Annotated in this window: 22 protein-coding genes, 1 tRNA gene and 2 pseudogenes; 18 read left to right on the top strand and 7 right to left on the bottom strand. The window is 38.7% G+C overall.

Features of this window, described 5'->3' with window-relative positions; translation table 11 throughout:
* The 8 genes and pseudogenes from M9949_14895 to M9949_14860 form a co-directional block, all read left to right on the top strand.
* The coding region (locus M9949_14895; GenBank protein MCO5252691.1) for a hypothetical protein at positions 1 to 435 on the top strand (435 nt) is incomplete at its 5' end.
* A 1-nt stretch (position 436) separates the two neighbouring features.
* Entirely contained in the window at positions 437 to 1,252 is an 816-nt protein-coding gene (locus M9949_14890) for a hypothetical protein (GenBank protein MCO5252690.1), read from the top strand.
* Between the two features lie 99 nt (positions 1,253 to 1,351).
* Positions 1,352 to 1,591, top strand: a complete 240-nt coding sequence (locus tag M9949_14885) for a DUF2442 domain-containing protein (protein MCO5252689.1) — start codon at positions 1,352 to 1,354, stop codon at positions 1,589 to 1,591.
* Positions 1,592 to 1,595: 4 nt separating this feature from the next.
* The gene (locus tag M9949_14880; GenBank protein ID MCO5252688.1) at positions 1,596 to 1,784 is read left to right on the top strand and encodes a hypothetical protein; all 189 of its coding nucleotides are present in this window, start codon (positions 1,596 to 1,598) and stop codon (positions 1,782 to 1,784) included.
* Between the two features lie 21 nt (positions 1,785 to 1,805).
* Positions 1,806 to 2,012, top strand: a complete 207-nt coding sequence (locus M9949_14875) for a 2-oxoisovalerate dehydrogenase (protein MCO5252687.1) — start codon at positions 1,806 to 1,808, stop codon at positions 2,010 to 2,012.
* Positions 2,009 to 2,255: pseudogene (locus M9949_14870) on the top strand (type II toxin-antitoxin system HicA family toxin). Before M9949_14875 ends, M9949_14870 begins: the two are co-directional and overlap by 4 nt.
* Positions 2,256 to 2,359: 104 nt before the next feature.
* Positions 2,360 to 2,584, top strand: a complete 225-nt coding sequence (locus M9949_14865) for a type II toxin-antitoxin system HicB family antitoxin (GenBank protein ID MCO5252686.1) — start codon at positions 2,360 to 2,362, stop codon at positions 2,582 to 2,584.
* Positions 2,581 to 2,775 (top strand): annotated as a pseudogene (locus tag M9949_14860) (type II toxin-antitoxin system HicA family toxin). Before M9949_14865 ends, M9949_14860 begins: the two are co-directional and overlap by 4 nt.
* A gap of 31 nt (positions 2,776 to 2,806) precedes the next feature.
* On the opposite strand, the gene M9949_14855 reads toward M9949_14860, so the two are convergent.
* The 4 genes from M9949_14855 to M9949_14840 all read right to left on the bottom strand — a co-directional run bounded on the left by M9949_14855 (position 2,807) and on the right by M9949_14840 (position 4,227).
* Positions 2,807 to 2,880, bottom strand: a tRNA-Arg gene (locus M9949_14855).
* Between the two features lie 3 nt (positions 2,881 to 2,883).
* Positions 2,884 to 3,342, bottom strand: a complete 459-nt coding sequence (locus tag M9949_14850; protein MCO5252685.1) for a DUF494 domain-containing protein — start codon at positions 3,340 to 3,342, stop codon at positions 2,884 to 2,886.
* Positions 3,335 to 3,766 carry an rRNA maturation RNase YbeY gene (gene ybeY / locus M9949_14845; protein MCO5252684.1) on the bottom strand — a complete coding sequence of 144 codons (432 nt, stop codon included), beginning with the start codon at positions 3,764 to 3,766 and terminating at the stop codon, positions 3,335 to 3,337. Before ybeY ends, M9949_14850 begins: the two co-directional genes overlap by 8 nt.
* A gap of 32 nt (positions 3,767 to 3,798) precedes the next feature.
* Entirely contained in the window at positions 3,799 to 4,227 is a 429-nt protein-coding gene (locus tag M9949_14840; GenBank protein MCO5252683.1) for a hypothetical protein, read from the bottom strand.
* Positions 4,228 to 4,797: 570 nt separating this feature from the next.
* Here M9949_14840 and M9949_14835 point away from each other — a divergent pair.
* Positions 4,798 to 5,259, top strand: a complete 462-nt coding sequence (locus M9949_14835) for a hypothetical protein (protein MCO5252682.1) — start codon at positions 4,798 to 4,800, stop codon at positions 5,257 to 5,259.
* On the top strand, positions 5,256 to 6,566 hold the full coding sequence (locus M9949_14830) for a hypothetical protein (GenBank protein ID MCO5252681.1): 1,311 nt from the start codon (positions 5,256 to 5,258) through the stop codon (positions 6,564 to 6,566). Before M9949_14835 ends, M9949_14830 begins: the two co-directional genes overlap by 4 nt.
* A gap of 437 nt (positions 6,567 to 7,003) precedes the next feature.
* Here the strand turns inward: M9949_14830 and M9949_14825 are convergent, their stop codons facing one another.
* A complete protein-coding gene (locus tag M9949_14825; GenBank protein MCO5252680.1) occupies positions 7,004 to 7,525 on the bottom strand; it encodes a hypothetical protein in 522 nt (173 codons plus the stop codon).
* 551 nt (positions 7,526 to 8,076) lie between these two features.
* On the opposite strand from M9949_14825, the gene M9949_14820 reads away from it, so the two are divergent.
* The 8 genes from M9949_14820 (at position 8,077) to gmk (ending at position 19,838) form a co-directional block, all read left to right on the top strand.
* Positions 8,077 to 9,348: an asparagine synthetase B gene (locus tag M9949_14820; GenBank protein ID MCO5252679.1), complete on the top strand. Its 1,272-nt coding sequence runs from the start codon at positions 8,077 to 8,079 to the stop codon at positions 9,346 to 9,348.
* Positions 9,349 to 9,417: 69 nt separating this feature from the next.
* A complete protein-coding gene (locus M9949_14815) occupies positions 9,418 to 10,239 on the top strand; it encodes a hypothetical protein (GenBank protein MCO5252678.1) in 822 nt (273 codons plus the stop codon).
* Positions 10,240 to 10,251: 12 nt separating this feature from the next.
* A complete protein-coding gene (locus tag M9949_14810) occupies positions 10,252 to 12,654 on the top strand; it encodes an IgGFc-binding protein (GenBank protein MCO5252677.1) in 2,403 nt (800 codons plus the stop codon).
* 3 nt (positions 12,655 to 12,657) lie between these two features.
* Positions 12,658 to 13,332, top strand: a complete 675-nt coding sequence (locus M9949_14805; GenBank protein MCO5252676.1) for a heme exporter protein CcmB — start codon at positions 12,658 to 12,660, stop codon at positions 13,330 to 13,332.
* 89 nt (positions 13,333 to 13,421) lie between these two features.
* Complete coding sequence (thrS, locus tag M9949_14800) at positions 13,422 to 15,344, top strand: threonine--tRNA ligase (GenBank protein MCO5252675.1); 1,923 nt, start codon at positions 13,422 to 13,424, stop codon at positions 15,342 to 15,344.
* The gene (locus M9949_14795; protein ID MCO5252674.1) at positions 15,341 to 16,579 is read left to right on the top strand and encodes an ectonucleotide pyrophosphatase/phosphodiesterase; all 1,239 of its coding nucleotides are present in this window, start codon (positions 15,341 to 15,343) and stop codon (positions 16,577 to 16,579) included. The genes thrS and M9949_14795 overlap by 4 nt, the downstream gene beginning before the upstream one ends.
* A gap of 9 nt (positions 16,580 to 16,588) precedes the next feature.
* The gene (locus M9949_14790) at positions 16,589 to 19,270 is read left to right on the top strand and encodes a hypothetical protein (protein MCO5252673.1); all 2,682 of its coding nucleotides are present in this window, start codon (positions 16,589 to 16,591) and stop codon (positions 19,268 to 19,270) included.
* The gene (gene gmk, locus M9949_14785) at positions 19,260 to 19,838 is read left to right on the top strand and encodes a guanylate kinase (protein MCO5252672.1); all 579 of its coding nucleotides are present in this window, start codon (positions 19,260 to 19,262) and stop codon (positions 19,836 to 19,838) included. Before M9949_14790 ends, gmk begins: the two co-directional genes overlap by 11 nt.
* On the opposite strand, the gene M9949_14780 is transcribed toward gmk, so the two are convergent.
* Entirely contained in the window at positions 19,833 to 20,702 is an 870-nt protein-coding gene (locus tag M9949_14780; GenBank protein ID MCO5252671.1) for a hypothetical protein, read from the bottom strand. The genes gmk and M9949_14780 overlap by 6 nt on opposite strands.
* 54 nt (positions 20,703 to 20,756) lie before the next feature.
* Complete coding sequence (locus M9949_14775) at positions 20,757 to 21,656, bottom strand: hypothetical protein (GenBank protein ID MCO5252670.1); 900 nt, start codon at positions 21,654 to 21,656, stop codon at positions 20,757 to 20,759.
* Positions 21,657 to 21,661 lie beyond the last annotated feature (5 nt).

Raw genomic sequence — 21,661 nt, 5'->3', positions numbered from 1 at the left:
TATTTCATATATAGAATCATCCATATTTATCTCTCAATTACGATACCCAAACCAGACCCATTCCGAAGCACTACATTTTTCTATCCTGTGGAATACAATGTTTTTGGCAATAGTATGTCACCTAAAATAACGTATAAATATATTGATGGGCAATGGAAAAAGCATTTCAAAGTTTACGATTATCTCGGTTCGCTGAGATTCACGATAGGGGCAGATAAGACTTTGCTGAACTACAAGCAATACGAACCCTACGGCGAAACCATGCTTGACCTATTCGGGCTGACTCGGCATAGCTATATCGGCAAGGAGAAGGAGCCGGAAAACAATCTGGGTGACCACACTTCGACTAAGCTCAGTGACCACGCTTCGACTAAGCTCAGTGACCACGGCGTCCGCAAGTATGACTACATTGGCAACCAAATAAAAAGTGAATAGAATGAAAATAATTTTATTATTCTTAATCGTAATCCAGCTAAATCAGGTATATACTGTATCAAAAGAAAATAAAGCTGATGTTTTCGAATTGAAAAATTACATAATACAACATTATGACAATTGTTTGGAAAAGCAAATAATTGATAATATGGGTTTTAGGTATAATGGGCTAATTCTAATATCGAAAAATTTAAGTAAAGAAGATTATAATAGTCTTAACTATGTGTTAAACGTATGCGAAAAACAATTATATGATACAATATCTAAAAATTTACATTTTAGAGCATTTTTTGATTCACTCGATATATTTAAACATATGGAATATATAGTTGATACACTATATTATTCACATATAAAGCAAATAAATTTAGATTTTTTAGAATTACTTGATTCTTTGAGAAACATTTATTGGTATCTTGATAGTATTGATGCATCTTGGGTAGTTTTAGATTCAATAGATGGTTGTTACATACCAACCGACATTTACGATTGTATAAGTGACTTGAAAGAGGTTCTTTCTGTAGATGATTTAGAAAAAATCAAAAATTATGAAAATGCTGTAGAAGCATCAAATTGGGAACACTTTGGTATAAGTTCGATGTTCAGGTTTCGATATAAACTTTGGGGATTGGGTTCTCGCTTAGCCACGTATTTCGAGGCATTTAGAATAAAACATGGAGACCACAGGTCAAGCATAATAATGCAGTCATTGTGGTATGACCTGAACGACAAACCAATTCCATTCAAAGAAATCATTTACCAACACAGATGGTATCAGAAGACAATGGAAAAACCATATAATAAGTTAGCAGAATAATGAGGGGCATTACTATATCCGACCACGGCGTCCGCAAGTACGACTACGAGACGGGACGATTCAATTCGATAGACCCGCTTAAATAGGGAGAAAGACAGAATGAATCCAAGAGCTATCAAAGTTGAGCCAAAGGACGAATACAAGTTGTTACTCGAGTTCGAGAACGGCGAGCGTAAAGTCTATGATATGCGAAAATTTCTGGATTTTGGCATATTTAAAGAACTGAAAGATGTCAATTACTTTAAAAAAGTCAGGATAGAATTTGGGACAGTTGCATGGCCCAACGAGCAAGACATTTGCCCGGACACACTTTATTTGGATAGCACCTCAATAATATGATGAAATGCTGAACTACAAGCAATACGAACCCTACGGCGAAACCATGCTCGACACTTTCGGGCTGACTCGGCAGAGCTATATCGGCAAGGAGAAAGAGCCGGAAAACAATCCTCTATATCTTACATTCCCTCTAACATCATACGTAAGTTTAAGTGAAATATTAAATCCGCTGTTTCGTGGAACATTGAAGTAGATTGTATATAAAGGATTTGATATGGATGAGATAATTTTCAAGGTAGATGAGGAGTTAGAGGGCGGATATTCTGCTTCTGCACTCGGGTTCAGCATTGTGACCCAAGGTGATACTATGGATGAATTAAAAAGCAACATCATTGATGCTATCAAATGCCATTTCGAAGTTGATATGCCCAAAGTTGTGCGGCTACATTTTGTTCACCATGAATTATTCTCAGTCTCTTGAAAAGCCCAAGGAACATAAGTGGCGTCGAACTTGCAAAGTTGCTGTCAATTTATGGTTAAAGTATTAGTCGGCAAACAGGAAGCCACATAAGGCTAACGACGATTCAAAACGGCGAACATCACTTTAAGCGTTCCAAGCCACAGCCCTCTTAAAATCGGCACATTAAATTCAATCATCAAAGAACTTTCAAGTCACATCGGTAAATCGAAACAAGAAATCTATAGCGAATTGTTAGACGCATAATCCGCCGTCCGCAAGTACGACTACGGGACGGGACGATTTAATTCCCTTTTACAATATTTGTTGTTTGTAAGTATCTTATTAGTATTTGAGATGGAGATATATAGATGAACTTGAAATTAACGATGAAGTACGAGAAAGTGCCTGAGGGCTATATCGGATACGTTGATGAACTTCCGGGTGCGAATTCTCAAGGTGTAACTTTGGAGGAAGTGAAAGCAAATTTACTTGAAGCTATTGATTTGGTGCTTGAAGCGAATCGCTACATTGGTTCTTTGGACTCAACGAAAGATATTTTTTTTCAGGAAGAACTTGAGTTAGTGACTAAATGAAGCGGAAACTATTCCTCGCTTTCTTGTAATCGAGCGGATGTGAATTTTTGCGAGAGGGTTCTAACCACTCATTGTATATAAATGTTGAAAATAAAAAAGCCTCTACCGTCCCGAGACATAACGAGATAAATGATAATCTCATAAGAAAAATCTGTAAAGATTTGGATATACCCAGCCCGTTTAAGAGATAATCTTTTAAACACACATTCCAACAAAAAACTGTGATCCCGGCAGGAATCGAACCTGCGACCCCAAGTTTAGGAAACTTGTGCTCTATCCTACTGAGCTACGGGACCATGCTAATTTATGCTTTCGTTGCCGGTCAATATTATGCGGGCGGTGTTTGCTGCAAGGGCGCCGTCTATATCGAATATGGCGGAGGCTACGAAATATTTCAATGTACGAATATCGAGTATATTTCCGGTGACGATTGCCCTATCTATGATATGTTCAATGTGCTCGTTTTCGATTATTCCCAAGGAATGCAGCTGTATCATATGCCCATAGGCTTCTTTGGTGAACATGTCCATTTCTGCCGGATGTAGTATTCGGAATGAATTTGGACTTGTGAAAAGCGTCTTCCGGGTGTTGAATTCTTGGAAATCAAATTTGTCGGCTATCCAACTGAAGGCTGTCGAAATCTCGGATGTGGTGTAACCAAGGTCTTTGAGATGCTGCACATTGATATCGGCGAAGTTCCGCTTGCTGCGAAGTTCCGATATCAAATAAACGATTATTTCTATTACTCTCTCAAACATTGGTAAAACCTGTCAATTTTAGATAATGATTTTCTAATTTGTGCATTTCGTCGCGTTTGCCGTCGTTGTCGTCGTCATATCCGGCGATGTGCAGTGCTCCGTGAACTGCCAATCGGCACATTTCTTGCGCCAGCGATACCGTGTAATCTTTAGCTTGTTCGGCGGCTGTTTCGTAGCTGATATAAATTTCGGCATCGAGTGGCTTTTCGTCCAATACGAATGTGATTACGTCAGTCGGGTAGTTGTGCGAAAGATATTGCTTATTCAGAGCATGTATGAAAGCGTCGTCGCATACTACTAAGTTGATGCTTCCATCTACATTTTTGAGCTTTTGATTGGCGATATTTCTGATTGAGTCAATCATTTTCTTTACGGGTAAAAATTTTTTATCCGATTGGTTGCAATATGTCACTTCTATGCTCATACAATATTCGACGAACTTGGATAGTGTATAGTCTAATCCCCCAATGAGCTTTCGGCGATTGACAGTTGCATTGCCGAGAGCAATACCGCAGGATGCAAATCTGCGAAATCGGATTTGAGAATTTTGACTGAAATATTCGAATATAATGAACAAGTGCACTGCTTGCCAATTATCAAGCTGGACATGAATTCATTGTCGTGAGTAATGAAAATTATTTCGTCAGGCTCAAAGTACATGAAAGTCTTGATGTCATGTAATTCGTAGTATCCATGCATAGTTTGGGCAGATACCATTGAGCCGTTGCTGTTAATCCCCAGGTCTATACCCGCATAAATCGTGAAAACGAGTGGCTTGCTGTAATCTTCATTGACTAAAGTCCATGTCCAAGCACTTTCGTAGGCTTTCGGTTCTACTCCGAGTATCAAGCTGATTTTTTCTATATCATCTTTGGTGAAAATCAATACTATCCCTTACGAAAACTAAAATTTTACAATTTCAAACATAAGGAAAAGTAATGATTTTTTGCGAAAAAATCTTGATTTTATCAATTTTTTTTCTAAATTGATTAGAATTCTTAATTTTTTTTAAGAAACATGCAATGTCATGTAATGATATTTCGTAAAAATGTTTTATATTGTAAATTGATTTTGACATTATGTGAATTAAATTTAATCAATCATGAATTCTTATATGAATGACTTGAAACATATGGCAACTCGGAATAAGTGCCTAACAAACTTAGACACCATAACTTATGGTGCATTACAGCTACATACTAAATACTCAATATTCATAATAAAATCAATTAATGAGATATTTTTCATTTACATGGATTGCTTAAGTAGGCTAATCAAACGGTTTAGTTGCCATATTAACAATGATATATTATTAATCATATATGATTGCAAACAATGTGAAATTTTACATCTGAAACAAAACTTGAATTTTGTCTTTCCTTCAGAAATGATTGAAAAAAGAGCTTCCCAAGTCTTAATAACTTACATACCTGACAATACTCATACGGGCAAATCATGGAAATAGAACTACTGAAACATTTACTTGCAGTAATTGCGTACCGTTTCACGGTAGCAGTAAACGACGCACCCGATAATTACTCCCATCTGAAAATTGGTATCAATGCGCGGTCACCTGTTGAAATCATAGACCACATGAGCCAACAACTCGATTCTGCCATCCAACTTATTGGTGGAATTCCTATTTCGGCACTTAAAAGAAAGAGCTATTATTCAGAAAATTTTGATAAATGCAAACAAAATTTCTTATCTTTGCTTAGTTCTGTTGACATCCGATTAGAATCGTTGAATGGAATGGAATTGACGAAAGTGAAAGTTTTGATGCAAGGACCCTTTGCTGATTGCATTTCACATATCGGACAATTAACCATGCTCCGCAGATTAGCGGGTAATCCGGTTGAGCCACAGAACTTTACTAAAGCTAAAGTTATGACAGGCAAATTGGATTACGATATATGAAAAAATTATTAGTAGTAGCATATTATTTCCCTCCTTCCGGTGGTCCCGGAGTACAACGTGTGCTCAAACACATCAAGTATTTGCCCGATTTCGGGTGGCAACCTATTGTGCTCACTGTTTCAAATGGTCAATTTCCGGCAAGAGATGAGAGCTTGTTTGCTCAGATTCCCGATTCTACAATCGTCGAAAGAACCAAAATTTACGAACCCTACGACATCTATCGCTATTTCACGGGCAAAGCCAAGGATGCCGCAATTGATGTGAACACTATCAAAAAAGATGGTCACAGAGCAGGATTTAAAGAAAGTTTGGCTGAATTTATCAGAGCAACGTTTTTTATTCCAGATGCTCGAATTGGGTGGCTTCTGACCGCAAAAAGCAAAGCGCTTGAGTTGATTAAACAGCATGACATTTCTGCGGTTTATAGTTCGTCACCTCCATATACATGTTCGCTGATAGCTGATTATGCCAGCAAGAAAGCTTCCATCCCTTGGATAGCAGGTTTTCGTGACCCATGGACCGGATTTATCTCCTCGCCCAAACGGTGGCTGATTCCAAGTATGATAGACAGATACATGGAAAAATCCGTATTTACGAATGCAAATTATGTAGAATGTGCTTGGAATGGCATCATAAAAGACGCACTGGCAAAATATCCCGATTTGGATGCAAGCAAATTTTTACATGTGCCGAATGGATTCGATTCCAACGATTTTCCCGATGTCCAATATAAGGCTAACCACAAATTCACTCTTACATACACAGGTTCGATGTACGGGCGGAGAAATCCGGAAAGCTTATTTGCAGCGATTGAGGAATTGATTGCAGAAGGAAAAATTGATAAAAATAAAATTGTATTGCGATTTGTTGGGCGATTTGGAAATGAAGTCAATGACATGTTCGAGAAAGCTACTTTTGCGGATAGAATTGAAATAATCGGCTATGTGCCGCATTCGGAAAGCATTGCAATGATAATGAAATCGGACGCATTATTGTTGGTGGTAGATGAATCGAAAGAAAGCAAGGAAATCGTCCCCGGCAAGGTTTACGAATATATCGGCGTTAATCGCCCATTGATAGCAATTGGTCCCGAAGACGGCTCTGTAGCTGAATTAATCCGCGAGACCGCAGCCGGAGACATTGCCCACCAAAGCAATATTGCCAAAATCAAAGACATGTACCTGGACGCTTTCAAAAATTGGAAAAACGGCGACAATACTACAAATTCCAATCTCGAATTAATCACGAAATATGAACGGCGCAACGCCACAAAACAATTAGCCGAATTGCTCACACGATTGGTGTGATTTTGTCTGAACTATGATTTATGTGATTTGAATGATTTTTATGATTCATCTTGAACAGGATTATCAAGATTTCAAGATGGACAGGATTAATACAATTTAACCGCAAAGCACGCAAAGTTTAATATTAGACAAAAAAGCTTGAAGAACCTCACCCCGAACCTCTCCGAAGGAGAGGGAGAAAGACAAACATAGCCCGCGGTTTTAACCGTGGGTGTTGAAAAAGCTACTCATTTGAATCCTTCTTGACTCCGAAGGAGTCATATGTTTATAGCAAAACGTTAATTATTTAAATTCGACCTCTTCGAGGTCGCACCGAAACGGACATCAAACATTTCAATCATTTTAGGGACGTGACATAGGATTCGTTACCCCGCATTTCATACGGGGCTATTTACATTCTATCCCTTCGGGATATTATCACCACCGCAGAATCTATTTTATTGATATCTATATCTCATGATTGTATCCATCACAATAGTATAGTCAGATTGTATTGGTGGAACCCTGAGCATATTATAATTAGTTATCAAAATTTCTTCAGTACCCGTATTTGTTATATCAACTACATAATATATTTTCTTTACCGCATCATTCCTATAGACATTTAGTTTGATTTCGCAAAATCCAGTTCTTGTTAATAGACCGATAAGTGAATAATTTTCAAAATCAACTTCAGGGTTCTCATAACTAACACAATTTTTAAAAATTTCATCAACTCTTAACGTATCCAAAGTTGAGTATTCAGCTTGGTTTCGGAAAATGAACTGCTTCAAATCATTCATTTTATCACCATCGAGACAATCAATATCAATTGACATTGTATCCGTCACCTCTACCCAATTTTTATCATCGGCGATTGTGTATTTGTCAAAAGAGGTGGCTTGCGTTGCTTGTTCCTGCTTGCACGACACCATCAAAACGGCTAACATGACCGCACAAAAAAACATTGACTTTTTCATTTTTTAGCTCCTAATATATTATAAAAACGTTTGAAAATTCAGGCTCAGTCTATGTACTCTTAACTCGCTCCGCCTTTGTTAAAGACGGGACGTGAAAACTTTCAGGAGAAAAGATTCTCCCTAAATGTATAGACAATCGAAATTGTCAAATTTACAGAAAAATACACATTTATATATATGATGACACTTCAAATCCAAAAAAGGAACAAAATCTTTTGATTTTTTTTTTTGTCCTAAAATAAGTTTACGCAACACCCTCTAAGCTCTTGGTCCGTCAGTTATAACAAAGACGAGACAAAAAACATACCCCGAAGGGCTTATATATCTGTAACTATGCGACAAACGACTTTGATTATTACATTTTTCTTCATCATCTTAATCATATAAATCCTTTGAATCATAGTTCAGACAATCATACAAATCATAGTTTTGACAATCACACAAATCATAGTTCAGACAATTTCTCAAAAAAAGTGCTTATCTGTGTGACGCTTAGAATTTTCAATCGTCATAAACGTTAAGTAAGTGATGCTAAGTAAAATTTATAGATAATGATGACTATTTTAAAAATTAAATATATAGTATTGATTTGCCTTTTCATGCTGCCGGCTTTGATGAAGGCAGATAGATTGTTGATTCCGATGGATTTGGCTCAAACGGACCATCTCAAATCTTATGGTGTTACTTTTTGGATACTCGAAAATGGCGGGACTGCTGATTGGCTTCTGAACTATCGTGGCGGGTCTTTCTTGGTGGACTATACCGATATGTTCGTTGCCGAATGCCGAATTCGTGGAGTGTCTTTTGAAAGGCTTAGCGAATCGCAAGCCCAATCGATTATAGAGGAAGTCAGCCAAGAAAACGTAAATATGGAAGTTGTCAAACTCGAAAAGCCACCGAAGATTGCCGTTTATGCACCTCCGGGGGCTCAACCTTGGGATGATGCAGTACGCATTGCCCTCGAATACGCAGAAGTTAAGCACGACTTGATTTGGGATGAAGACGTAATGGGCGATAAGCTCAAGGAATACGATTGGCTTCACCTTCATCATGAAGATTTCACAGGGCAACACGGCAAATTTTGGGTAGCCTATAGGAATGCACCTTGGTATATTCAGCAAGTCGCCTTGAACGAAAGTATGGCAAAAAAACTCGGCTTCCCTGATGTCTGTGAGCTCAAAAAGGCTATTGCTCGCCAGATTCGCGAATATGTTGCCTCCGGTGGATTTTTGTTCGCCATGTGTACCGCTACTGATTCTTATGATATAGCTCTCTCGGTGGAGCATGTTGATATGTGCGATGTCATGTTTGACGGCACTCCTCACGACCACAATGCAAATTCCAAATTGAATTATGAAGAAACTTTTGCCTTCGAAAATTTCCGTTTGATTTTAGACCCAATGGAAGTGGAATTTTCCGATATTGATGTTGGGCATTACAATGTCAACAATCCAGATGCGGATTGGTTCACCTTATTCGAGTTTTCGGCAAAATATGACCCGGTTCCAACAATGCTGACACAAAATCACGTGAATGTGATTAAAGGTTTCATGGGTCAAACGACATCATTTAACAAGGATTTGCTCAAAAGCACAGTAACGATTTTAGCGATGAAAGAAGGCACGAACGAAGTCAAATACATTCACGGTAATGTAGGTAGAGGTACTTATACTTGGCTTGGCGGTCATGACCCCGAGGATTATGTTCATAGAGTGGGCGATCCGCCAACGGATTTGAATTTATTCAAAAATTCTCCCGGGTACAGGCTTATTCTGAACAATATTTTGTTTCCGGCTGCAAAGAAGAAAAAACAGAAAACTTAAATCTTGAATTATAGTGAAATGTATTTGTATATATTTATATTTGTAAATTATTAATTTTAACGGTAAAAAATGTATCGGATAATAGCGACATTTTTAATTATTCTGGCATCAATATTTCTTTCGCCATCGCAATCGGAGGCGCAGATATCCGTCGCGTTGCGGGACACGAGCATTACTCGTGGCTCATTAAGCGTTATACCGATTTACGGAGATATACCTTCGGATTCTGACGGGAATTTAGAACTTTCTGTTCGATTCAATGCCTACGTGATTGACATCAAGAGAATTGTCACAGATGCAAGCACCAGTCTGAACGAACAGCATACATTTTCGGTTGACTTAACAAATATCGAATCTTCTTCTTTTAATGTTTTCACCGATGATTATATAAAGCCGTTCTCAGGGGTTCTGTTCTATCTCGAGGTCGAAGGTTTGGCAGGTCCTGATACAGCTACATTGGTATCGCCAATTGCAATCAAAATTGGTGGAGTCGAGCAACAAGCTGAATTTGATTCAGGCACGATTTCCGTTCAATCAATTCCGGTAGGACCTAAATTGACAGAAGGTTTGGGGCAAAACTTCCCTAATCCATTCAATGTATATACTGAAATATTTTTCAGTGTTGACAGCGATAGCAAGGTCAGTTTCAAAATTTTCTCACTGAGTGGAAGAAATGTTTTCAGTCAGGGAATTCATGAAAACACCTTTGCAACTGAGATTTACGATGATTCGGGCAATCAAATTGACAATTACCTCGAGCATACCTTCACAGCCGGACGATATAGAATGAGACTTACGCCTGCTTCTTGGGAGATTTCCGCAGGTGCGTATTACTTAGTAATGGCAGTGCAAGACCAAGTCTATAAAACTAATTTCATATACTACAAGTAAATGAGAGAAAAATTGAAAACAAAAATTATACTTATTTTAATGCTGGTCACAGTCGGATTTTCAAATTTATCAGCACAAGACGCAATTGACCCAAGTTTGGCATTGATAGCAAAGAAGCCTATCGGTACGGAATTCTGGCTTTGTTTTATGACAAATTTCAAAGAAGAACCGGGCAATGTCAAAAATGCGCTTTTACTTGAGCTTTTTATCACAGGCGACCACGATGCGACAGTCAGCGTAACTATCCCCTCAATTAACTACAATCAAACAATGTTTGTTCCTGCGGGAACAGTCAGAAGTATCGTAGTTGACCCATTGGCTCAAATCCGAAGTTACGAAGTTGTCGAAAGAGGTTTAGGCGTCAACGTAATGTCCGACCATCCAATATCGGTTTATGGATTGAATCGTCGCCACCAAACTACAGACACTTATCTCGGGCTTCCGGTAAATGTGCTTGGCACCGAATATCGCGTAATGTGCTATCATGTTGCTGAAAAACTATCTCCGATATTTGCTATAGTAGCAACAGAAGATAACACCATCGTCGAAATCACACCTTCGACAATCACTTATACAGGCAAGCCACGCAGCGAAAAATATACTGTCACTTTGAACAAAGGTGATGCTTACCAAGTAGGGGCAGAGACCGAATCTCGAATACTCCGAAAGTTTAACATTCGTGATATTGAAGTTGATTTGACAGGCTCATTGATTAAGTCGAACAAAAAAATCGCCGTATTTAGCGGGCACGAATGTACTTACATACCCGTTGGTCCGCCACGTATAAAGGCATGTAATCACTTAGTCGAGCAGATTCCACCTGTGAATTCGTGGGGAAAGCATTTTTATATTGGCAGACTCAAAGGCAGGTCTTTTTATACTTATCGTGTATTGGCGCATGAACCAAACACGAAAGTTTTCGAGAATTCAAAATTGATTGCCACGTTGAAACCCGGGCAATTTATTGAAAAAAATTCCAATCAAGATTTGCAAGTTACTGCTGATAAGCCGGTTTTGGTAGCTCAATATTCGCAAGGTTATGAAAACGGCGACCAAATCGGTGACCCGATGATGCTTTTGATTAGCCCGACACAGCAATTTTTGAACGAATATAGATTTGCAACTCCAATCAATGGCAGTTGGAATCACCATATCAATGTTGTAGTGCCGACAAATGCGATTGCGACTATGGAATTGAATGATAGAAAGATGGATGTAAAAGATTTCACCCAACTTGGTATGACAAGATATTCTATCGCATTCATAGACGTACCTTTCGGAACGCATTATATACGTGGCAACGAACCATTTGGGATGTATTCCTATGGTTTTGGCTTTGGCGATATTGATGCTTATGATGCTTATGGAAATATGGGCGGTCAATCTTTCCTTGAGTACGTCCCCAAAAAAGACACGATTCCACCAATGGCAGTAATGACTGAAGTTGATGGCAATGTAGTAATAATCGTCAGAGATGACAGAGTTGACGACCTTGGTTTGAGCAAAATTTCGGTTGTTGACAGTGCGGGAATAATTGCAACGATTCCCCGAATTGCAGATGGCATGCCTCAAGCTCAATTTTCGGTCAAAGTGCAAAATCCTACTTACGAAGGCTCGCTTGTTTTGGAATTGATGGATGTCGGTCAAAATATATCCCTTTATACTCTATGCTATTCCTACGAACCGAGCACAGGAGCTATGGGATATTCATTAATCGAAGGAATCAGCAAAACATGTATTTCCAATCCCGGATATTTAATAGGTTTTTTTGGACAATATTCGCTTTCAACTCATTCCGCAAGCTTTGATAGAACAGGAGACCTCAGTTTTCCGGGCAAATTTTCCTCTGCAGCCGGAAGTGGCGGGTGGTTTGGAATTTATGCGTCAACGCGCATATTACCAAAGATGAATATTGCAGCTACATTAGCATTGGAGAGCATTGGTGGAGAATTGAATGCACCTGATAGTATTTTATCAAGTCGTCGTGACCCCGATTCAGGTCAGCTTCTGCCTTTCCAAGAATCGCATCTGATAAATTTAGATAATTTATATGCAAATCTTTCAATTGGCGTTGAATATTTTATAAATCGTTTGATGTATTTGAACGGTGGAATAAATTTCGGGATGGCACTCAGCAAATCAGCTGAAATCCGCAAGAAAATCAACATACCCGATAATTACGTTTACGAAAATGGTTCGCAATATTTGCCACTCAATGTGGACGAACTCGAATCTCTCAATAGCTTTAGACTTGGATTTTACGTTGGAATCGGAGCGAGCGTACCAATTTATGACCGATTTTCCGGTTTCTTCGAATCAAGCATGAATTTCTCCCCATTTGATATGGCTGAAGATACAGATTGGCAAGTTCAGATGTTGAAAATCAGGCTCGGTGCCAAATATTTGGTAAAGTAAGCCATGGGCGTTAACTATCTCAGAATATCAGCAGTTTTGGTTAAAGAACTAAAAAGCGAATTCCGTACTCGATATGCAATTTCCGCAGTATTGCTGTTTGTACTGACTACAATCACAATGATAATGTTTGCAACAGCAGGAGAAACGATAACTCCGATGATTGCAGCCGGAATTTTGTGGGTTATCATGTTTTTTGCTTCAATGACAGGGCTATCGAAAGTATTCGTGAGCGAAGAAGAGCGTGGCACTTATATATTGCTGCAACTCAGTTCCACACCCTACGCAATTTATTTCGGGAAGCTATTGTTCAATATTTTATTGAGCGCTTCGCTTAATTTTTTCGCCGTTTTGTTGTTTTTTCTGTTTCTGGGCGATATCGAAGTGAAAAATTTAACGCTTTTTACTGCTACTATCGTCGTTGGTAGTATTGCAGTGGCTTCAGCTACTACAATAATATCGGCATTGATAGCGAAGGCAAACAGCAAAAACGCACTATTTCCGGTGCTATCATTCCCGATTTTACTCCCGATTATCATTCTGGGAGTAGGATTGACAAAAATGTCTTTCGAGGGTGTTGCCTTTGCAGATGCGATGAAAGATTTGCAAATGATAATAGCATATAGCGGATTGATGATTGTTACATCATTTTTCTTGTTCGATTTCGTCAATAAAGATTAATTTCATGTTAATGTCAACTCAAATTTCATTGTGACATCAGCATTTCATATATTTGTATGATATAAAAATTTAAACTAAGGTATTTATTTATGGTTAAGATAACATTTCCGGACGGCAATGTACGAGAGTATTCGGATGGAGTAAGCGGCTTGGAAGTCGCTAAATCCATTTCCGAAGGATTAGCTCGTAATGCAGTCGGAGTAGTCGTAAATGGTGAGTATTATGAACTGAATCGCCCGATTGAATCAGATGCAACATTGAAAATTGCAACTTTCGACGATGATGACGGCAAGCAAATGTATTGGCACTCATCAGCCCACTTAATGGCTGAAGCCATTCAGGAGTTATATCCGGGTACAAAATTTGGCATCGGTCCATCAATCGAAAACGGCTTTTACTACGATGTTTTGCCACCGGAAGGTGTAAAACTTTCGACAGAAAATTTGCCAGAAATCGAATCAAAAATGCGCGAGTTATCCAAGAAAGCATCTACTTACGATATGTATGAATCAACTTGGGATGATGCCTATAAATTTTACGCAGATGCAGGCAATGAGTTCAAACTTGATTTGCTCGAAGGGCTGAAAGGCGAGCGCATTACATTTTGCAAACAAGGCAACTTTACCGACCTTTGTCGTGGCGGACATATTCCCTCGACGGCATACATCAAATCAGTCAAATTGCTTTCCGTAGCCGGTGCTTATTGGCGAGGTGATTCGACCAAAACTATGATGACACGCATTTACGGGATATCATTTCCGAAGCAAAAACTATTAGATGAGTTTATCCATCTTCGCGAAGAAGCCGAAAAACGTGACCATCGCAAGCTTGGCAGGGAGCTTGAATTGTTCATGATAACACCTGAAATTGGCGGAGGGCTACCCGTTTGGTTGCCAAATGGCGCCTTCATTCGCCGCAAGCTCGAAGCATTCATAAAAGAAGAACTCGTCAAACGCGGATATGTAGAGGTTATCACTCCGCACATCGGAAATTTGAATTTGTACAAGACTTCAGGGCATTACCCATATTATAAAGATTCACAATTCGCGCCAATCATAGTCGAAGAGGAAGAATACCTTCTCAAACCGATGAATTGTCCGCATCATCATCAGATTTATGCTCTAAAGCCTCGTTCTTATCGCGATTTGCCATTGCGATTAGCCGAATTCGGCACGGTTTACCGTTACGAGCAATCCGGCGAATTAAGCGGATTATCGAGAGTACGCGGATTCACTCAAGACGATGCTCACATTTATTGCACTGATGACCAACTGAAAGATGAATTGATTAATGCAATAGAGCTTACTCAACTTGTATTCAAAACTTTTGATATGAAAGTATCAACAAGGCTCTCTTTCCGCGATGACGATGCCTCAAAATATGCAGGCGACCTTGATATGTGGGAAAAAGCAGAGCGCGAAATCAAAGAAGTCGCCGATATGATGAACCTCGATTATTTCATTGGAGTGGGCGAAGCCTCATTTTATGGACCAAAAGTTGACTTCATCGTTCGTGATGCCATTGGTAGAAAGTGGCAACTTGGCACCGTCCAAGTGGACTATGTAATGCCGGAAAGGTTCGGGCTCGAATATACAGGTGCAGACAACCAAAAACATCGTCCGGTTATTATTCATAGAGCACCCTTTGGCTCAATGGAGCGTTTTATGTCAATTTTGATAGAGCATTATGCGGGTAATTTCCCATTTTGGCTGGCTCCGCTGCAGGTTTCTGTACTACCGATTAGCCAAAATCAAAATGATTATGCCCAATCTTTAGTGGATTACTTCAAAGAGCTGGGTTTCAGAGCGGAACCCGATTTCCGGTCAGAAAAGGTAAATCGTAAAATAGCCGAATCCGAGCAAAAGAAAATTCCATTTGCAATTGTAGTCGGTCAAAAAGAAGAGGATAGCAAAACGATTTCACTAAGAGAGCACGGCAAAGGCGATTTAGGAACTAAAACGCTTGACGAAACCGCTCATTTGTTTACTACTTTGAATTTGCCCGGAGCATGATGAAGCATTTTAACATAGACTTAGCACGGAGGGCAACTAAAATTGCTCTCTTTGTTTTTGTTTTTTTCGCTTTTTATAATTCATCTATCTCGCAGTACCAGCCGACCACGATACTCGTTTCCCTTGATGGATTCAGATGGGATTACTTGCAACGAAGCGAAAGCGCTTATTTGAATTCCATTGCCGATGAGGGCGTAAGAGCGTTGTCGCTAAAGTCAGTTTTCCCAACATCAACTTTCCCGTGCCACTATTCGATAATCACGGGACGTCATCCTGATAATCACGGAATTATAGCGAATTCTTTCCATGATTTATTTTCAGGCGAGAAATTCTCAATCGGGTCGGCAACAATGTACGAAAGTAAATGGTGGAGAGGCGAAGCATTTTGGGAAACTGCAAAGTTGAACGGCATCAAAACCGCTTCATATTTTTGGCCCGGCTCAGAAATTAGCGATTCTGAAAGACGCCCTGACTTTTACGAAAAATACGAACATACTCGCCCTTATGAAATTAGGGTAGAGGGCGTTTTGCGTTGGCTGACTCTTCCGGAAAACATTCGCCCAAAATTCATTACACTATATTTTGATGCAACTGATTCTCGAGCTCATTCGCATGGAATTGATTCTCCCGAATTAAATGCTGCTATTGGATTGCTTGACAGCACAATCCGAAATCTTGACCTTGGGCTGGAAAAACTCGGACTGAGGGATAGCGTTAATTTGATTATTGTGTCCGACCACGGAATGACAGAAATTGATTCAACGCGTATCATTAATCTTCGTGAATTTATTCCCGATGATGATGTGTATATAAACGCACACGGACCATTTGCCTTAATTCAAGCTCCGAAATATAAAATGGGAACGCTATTCACCCTTTTACAACAAAAAGAAAATGGCTATAAAAGCTTTTTGCGAAGCGAAATGCCAGTAAATTATAAATATTTTTCAAATCCTTTGTTAACGGATATTATTTTAATTGCTGACATCGGCTGGTTGCTTCAAACTGACTATAACTGGTCAGGCACATATTTGGCTACTCACGGTTATGATAACAACCATATGGATATGCACGGAATTTTTATGGCACGCGGTCCTTCGTTCAAATCTTCATATAGGACTGGTACACTGAACTCAGTTGATATTTATCCTATGCTTTGCAAAATTTTCGGCATCAGACCGGCTCCCGGAATTGATGGCAGATTGTCAGACATCCGACAAATAATAATCGAATAAGCACAAATAATGAAATCTTCCATAAATATATTAATTCTATTATTTATTTTATTGTCACTTGAGCAATCATATGCTCAGACCGATTATACACGCAGAATTGATACTCTAAAATTCAAAAATACAATGAATTATAGAGATATAATTTTGCCCAGGGATTATTATAATATCGAAAAAAATAAATCTCGATTCAGCGAGAGATTATTCGAGAATTCACTTTACGGTTTCGATATTGTTTCTTTTTATTCAACTGAAATAAACAGACTCAATGTGAATTCTTTCGAGCCCTTCCTCGACCATGTTTTTGCCGATTTGGGAATCAAAAAGCTCGATATTTCCGAGCTCAATGCGTTGATGCCGCGATTAATGCTCAATGACATGTTGGGTGTAAATCTTGATTCTGCATTTGGCTCTTTGGGCGGAATTATAATGAGCAGATATATAACAATTTATATCGTCGGGAGAACAATCCTTGAAAAGCGACTTAATTCCATAGATTTCAACACATTAGCCTTCATGATGAATTATGCCGATTCGATTATTTACAATCCCTATTTGGACACCGATGATTTGTTTGAATATAAAAAACGAAATACTGACTTTCGTTTAATTGCCGATAAATTTTTCGAAAATCAATGGGTACTTGATAGCCTCCAGACAATGTCCGCAGGGATTTCGATTTTACGAGAAATAATCAAAACAAATGATGTTGTAAAAAGCAATTTTATTGGAGCAGACAATCAAATAAAATCTGCGATTATTGATACAAAATATGGAAGATTTGCTCTCGGAGGTACTGGTAAAGACAGTTACAAAGGAGATTTTGCATTAATTGTGGATTTGGGTGGCGATGATAATTATGAGCTGGAAGTTAAAGATAAGTTATCAAACATAACAAATCCTTTGAGATTGATAATTGATTTTAACGGTAATGATAATTATAAAAGTGGAGATTTTGGCTTAGGATGCGGATATTTCGGTGTTAATGCGATTTTTGATTTGAATGGCAATGATAATTATCAAGCCGGAAATTATAGTCTTGGTTGCGGAATATTCGGATTGGGTGCCATTTTCGATTATTCGGGAGATGATTCGTACAAATCCGGTTCATTTTCGCAAGCTTCGGCATTTTTTGGACTCGGGTTTATGATTGATGACTCGGGCGATGACTCCTATGATGCTAAACATTTTTCCCAAGCCTTTGCCGGGCCCAAAGCCTTTGCCTTTTTGAGCGATAAATCGGGCAATGATAAATATAATACAAGCGTAAAAGCTGACGAAGCCGCATTTTCGCAAGCAGTGTCGCTCGGTATGCCCGGATATACCGGCGGCGGAATTGCTTTTCTTGTGGACAAAGAAGGCGACGACACTTACAAGAGTACATCTTGCTCACAAGCTTTTTCGTCGTGGTATTCCTTTGCGGCATTGGTTGATTCCGAAGGTGATGATAATTATTCAGCGGTAAGTTTGTCCCAATCAACAGCAGTAAATACTTCACATGCATTCTTGATAGACAATGGCGGTACCAATCAATTTTCAACACAATCGCAATCTCAGGCGTTTGCTTACGGTTTCTCTTTTGCGACGCTGATAGCCAATGATAGTTCAATATTAAAGTCATCTCGCAGAACGGGAGATGCCCAATTTGGGCTTTCATTGTTACTGAATAACAGCAATCCAAACGATAGCACAATTTACACTTTTACAAGTCATAACGAGGAAGAAAATATGCACTCCCAAGTGCTTTCTTCAGGCATTGATTGCAAAATGGAATATGATACAAATAATGCTAATTCAATGCCTCAGATTGAATTATTCACAATTCCGATAATGAATTATAAATTGAATCAAAGAAACTTTAAAGAGCCAAAATTAAGCAATAATTTGAACGAATTAATTCGCATTGCTACATCCGAGCGATTGCCGTCGCAAATGAGAGAATCGGCTGTAGATGCGATGATTGACGATACTACAATCACATTGCAGGCTTTCGGGCTTCTTCTTGCCCATGATTATGAAAATTCACTGGCATCATTGCAACGCTTTACAAATCTATATGATACAAAGGTGTTTTCTGAAGTTTTAGAAGATTCGCTCCATTCTGTTGACCAAAATACTGTAATTAATTCTGCAAAAATGATTGTTGCACTGAATAATACAAATTCATTTGATAAAATTGCCGAGCAACATGCTAATGTAAATTGGATTGTCAGAATTAAAATTGCCGAAAATATCGGGAAATTTAATAAAGGTAATTATTCGGTAATTCTGCGATTAATGCTTAAAGATTATCATCCATATGTCCGAGCGGCGGCAGCTAAGGCATTGGCGATTTCTGACCCGAAACCTGAGAATTTATCTGAAGCGATTAATGATTCGATATTTATTGTCAGAAATGCCGTGATAAATGGACTAAATTCAAACCCGAAATTGGATATTAAATTATTCAGCCAATTACTTCCATTGTGCCAATCATATGATTCGGCAGCTTTATTGGCAAAAATAATCCCCAAAATTGAGTTGAAGAAAAAGGACATAAAACTATTCGAAAAATTAATTACCGAAGCTCCTGATAATTTTATTAAAGCATTGTATTATAATCCGGAACTTATTCAAGATGAAAAAGTTAAGGCAATCGTAAGCAAAAGATTTGACGAAATAAGTATTACTGCGGAGATACCCAATGCCGAATAATAAGCGATTAATTGTACTATCATCGCCAAGCGGCGGCGGGAAAACGACTGTAGCTCGTTTTTTGATACAGAAACATCCAAGTATTCGATTCTCAATCTCCGCTACTACACGGGCGAAACGTCCGAACGAGAAGGATGGAGTTGATTACTACTATCTTTCCAAAGAGGAATTCGAATCATCAATAAATGCAAATGATTTTGTCGAATACGAACAAATTTTCGACAATTATTATGGCACTTTGAAAAGTGAAGTTGAAAAAGCTTTTGACAATAATGAATTACTGATTTTCGATATTGACGTAAAGGGTGCATTTTCGATTAGGCAGCATTATCCAAAAGATGCACTGCTGATATTTTTGGCGCCGCCCAATCTTGAAGTACTCGAAGAGCGGCTACGCGGACGCAGCACCGAAAGCGAAGCACAGATTCAAGTTCGATTGGCAAGAGCAAAAATGGAGCTCGATACAGCTGCAGAATTCGATTTTGTGGTAGTGAATAATGTCTTGGATGATACTATTAAAGAGGTGGAACGAATTGTCTCCGAAAATTGCTTCGCCGAAAAATTATAATTTCAGACTGATCGCAATTTTAAACGAATCAAAATTGAAAGTGCCTTCGCCATTGAAAGGGTAAAAAGCTTGTTTACGTCGGAGTTCGTACATCACAAGCGATAATAAATTTTTGTAAGTGAATTTCATCCAAGGGTAATTTCTGCCGAATTGCTCGAATAATTCCGGTTCCCAAATTTCGATAAAACGTTGAGTTACATTGTCGAAAAACCACATTCCGACCCATTCCGCAGGCAGGAAATTTTTGTAATAAAGCGAATGTTCGTAAATTAAATCAACATGAATTGATTTATAAATTTGCATTCTAACGCCTGCGCTCCACATACCACCAAATTTGAAAGTTTCATCGAAGGCATTGAGCAAGGAATCGTCAAATGTGAGTGATAAACGGTCAATAAAGTCGGTTCTTGTCCAAGTTAATGCCGAATTGTGCATCAGGAAGAAATTCGAGTATTTGCCAAAATTGTATCCGTAACCGTCATTCAAACCGAATCCGAATCGCCAAGTATCGCTCACAACTCCATCGCTTTGGATGTTGAAAGTCTTGAAATTTGTTGAGATATTGCCAATGAAAAGATACTCAGATTGGTGTTTGAACAAATCTTCAAAAGTTTCATCTTCAATCAATCGGATAAATCCATAGCTGAATTCAAGATTGAAAGCATTAGCCAAATCGGTGTCGAATTGGTCGAATCCGAATGAAGGGAAAGTCAGCCCATAATGCGACGAAAGATAAGTTTGGTTCTGAATATGCCCGGGTTTGGAGTAAAATTGTTTAAAAAAACGAACAAGCCTCGGCTCTTCATCAATCTGAGCCGAAGCTGTGTATGTCAATAAAAACATCAAAACAAATAAATTACGCAATCAACATCCTCATCTGAAATTTTAGTAATAGACGGTTCAAATCTGAGGAACTTGTTAGAATCTGAACGTCAGTCCGACTTTGAATGAATCATATATAAATGGGGGTACGGTAGTGATGGGCCAATTCATATTTTTCTTCCTCAACTCGAAAAATCCGTAATTTACAGCATTTTCGAGAACAAAGTGCATAATAGCACCTGCCACGGGGCTTTTCATAACTACTGCCTTAGAGAACCAGCCGGTTAAGCCCTGAGCCGCTCCTTGAATTATTCCGCTCGCTGCCCAATACCAAAACATATGACGTGGGTACACCATAGCTCGCTCGTAGCCGACATTTAATCCCACATTCTCAATCGGGTAAAAAGTCATTGAGGCTTCAAACATATCTCCAAATCTTAGTTGACTACCGAAAACGTCAAGATTAGTCTGTTGAAGCGTGTCGCTCGTTTTATCTTCAAAATCCAGACTTGTCCAAGTTATACCTGAAATACTATTGAAAAAAAGCTTTTGGGAAGATTTTCCAATACCGTAGCCGCTATTTTGTTGAAGTCCAAAACTCCAAGCGGATGTTCTGATACCATCGCCGATTGTAGTTTGCGAACCCAATACCTGCGAGTAGTATGATACTGCAATTAAACTATTTTTGTGCTTAAATACACTTGAATTTAATTCACTCATCTCGTCAATATTGCCAATGCCGAACTGAACATTCACACTATTTAGTGGAGCGAAATCCTCACTGACGGCATCTTCGTGATAAAATGGAGTGACTATACCATAATTGATTGCAATTGTTGGGTGCTCAAAAGAGCTTTTGAAACTTAGTTTGAACATTTCAAAATCATCATCAACATTGTTACTGTCAATATCTTGGTTTTCATCTGCAAAAATAATCGCAAAATTTGATGCTGAAATAAGCAACATCAAAAGAATGAAATTCATAAATTTGAACATATTAA

It is taken from the genome of Candidatus Kapaibacterium sp., assembly GCA_023957315.1.
GTDB lineage: Bacteria > Bacteroidota > Ignavibacteria > Kapaibacteriales > UBA2268 > PGYU01.
The sequence above is the reverse complement of the archived record's forward strand: the minus strand, read 5'-3'. Positions and strand labels throughout refer to the sequence as shown.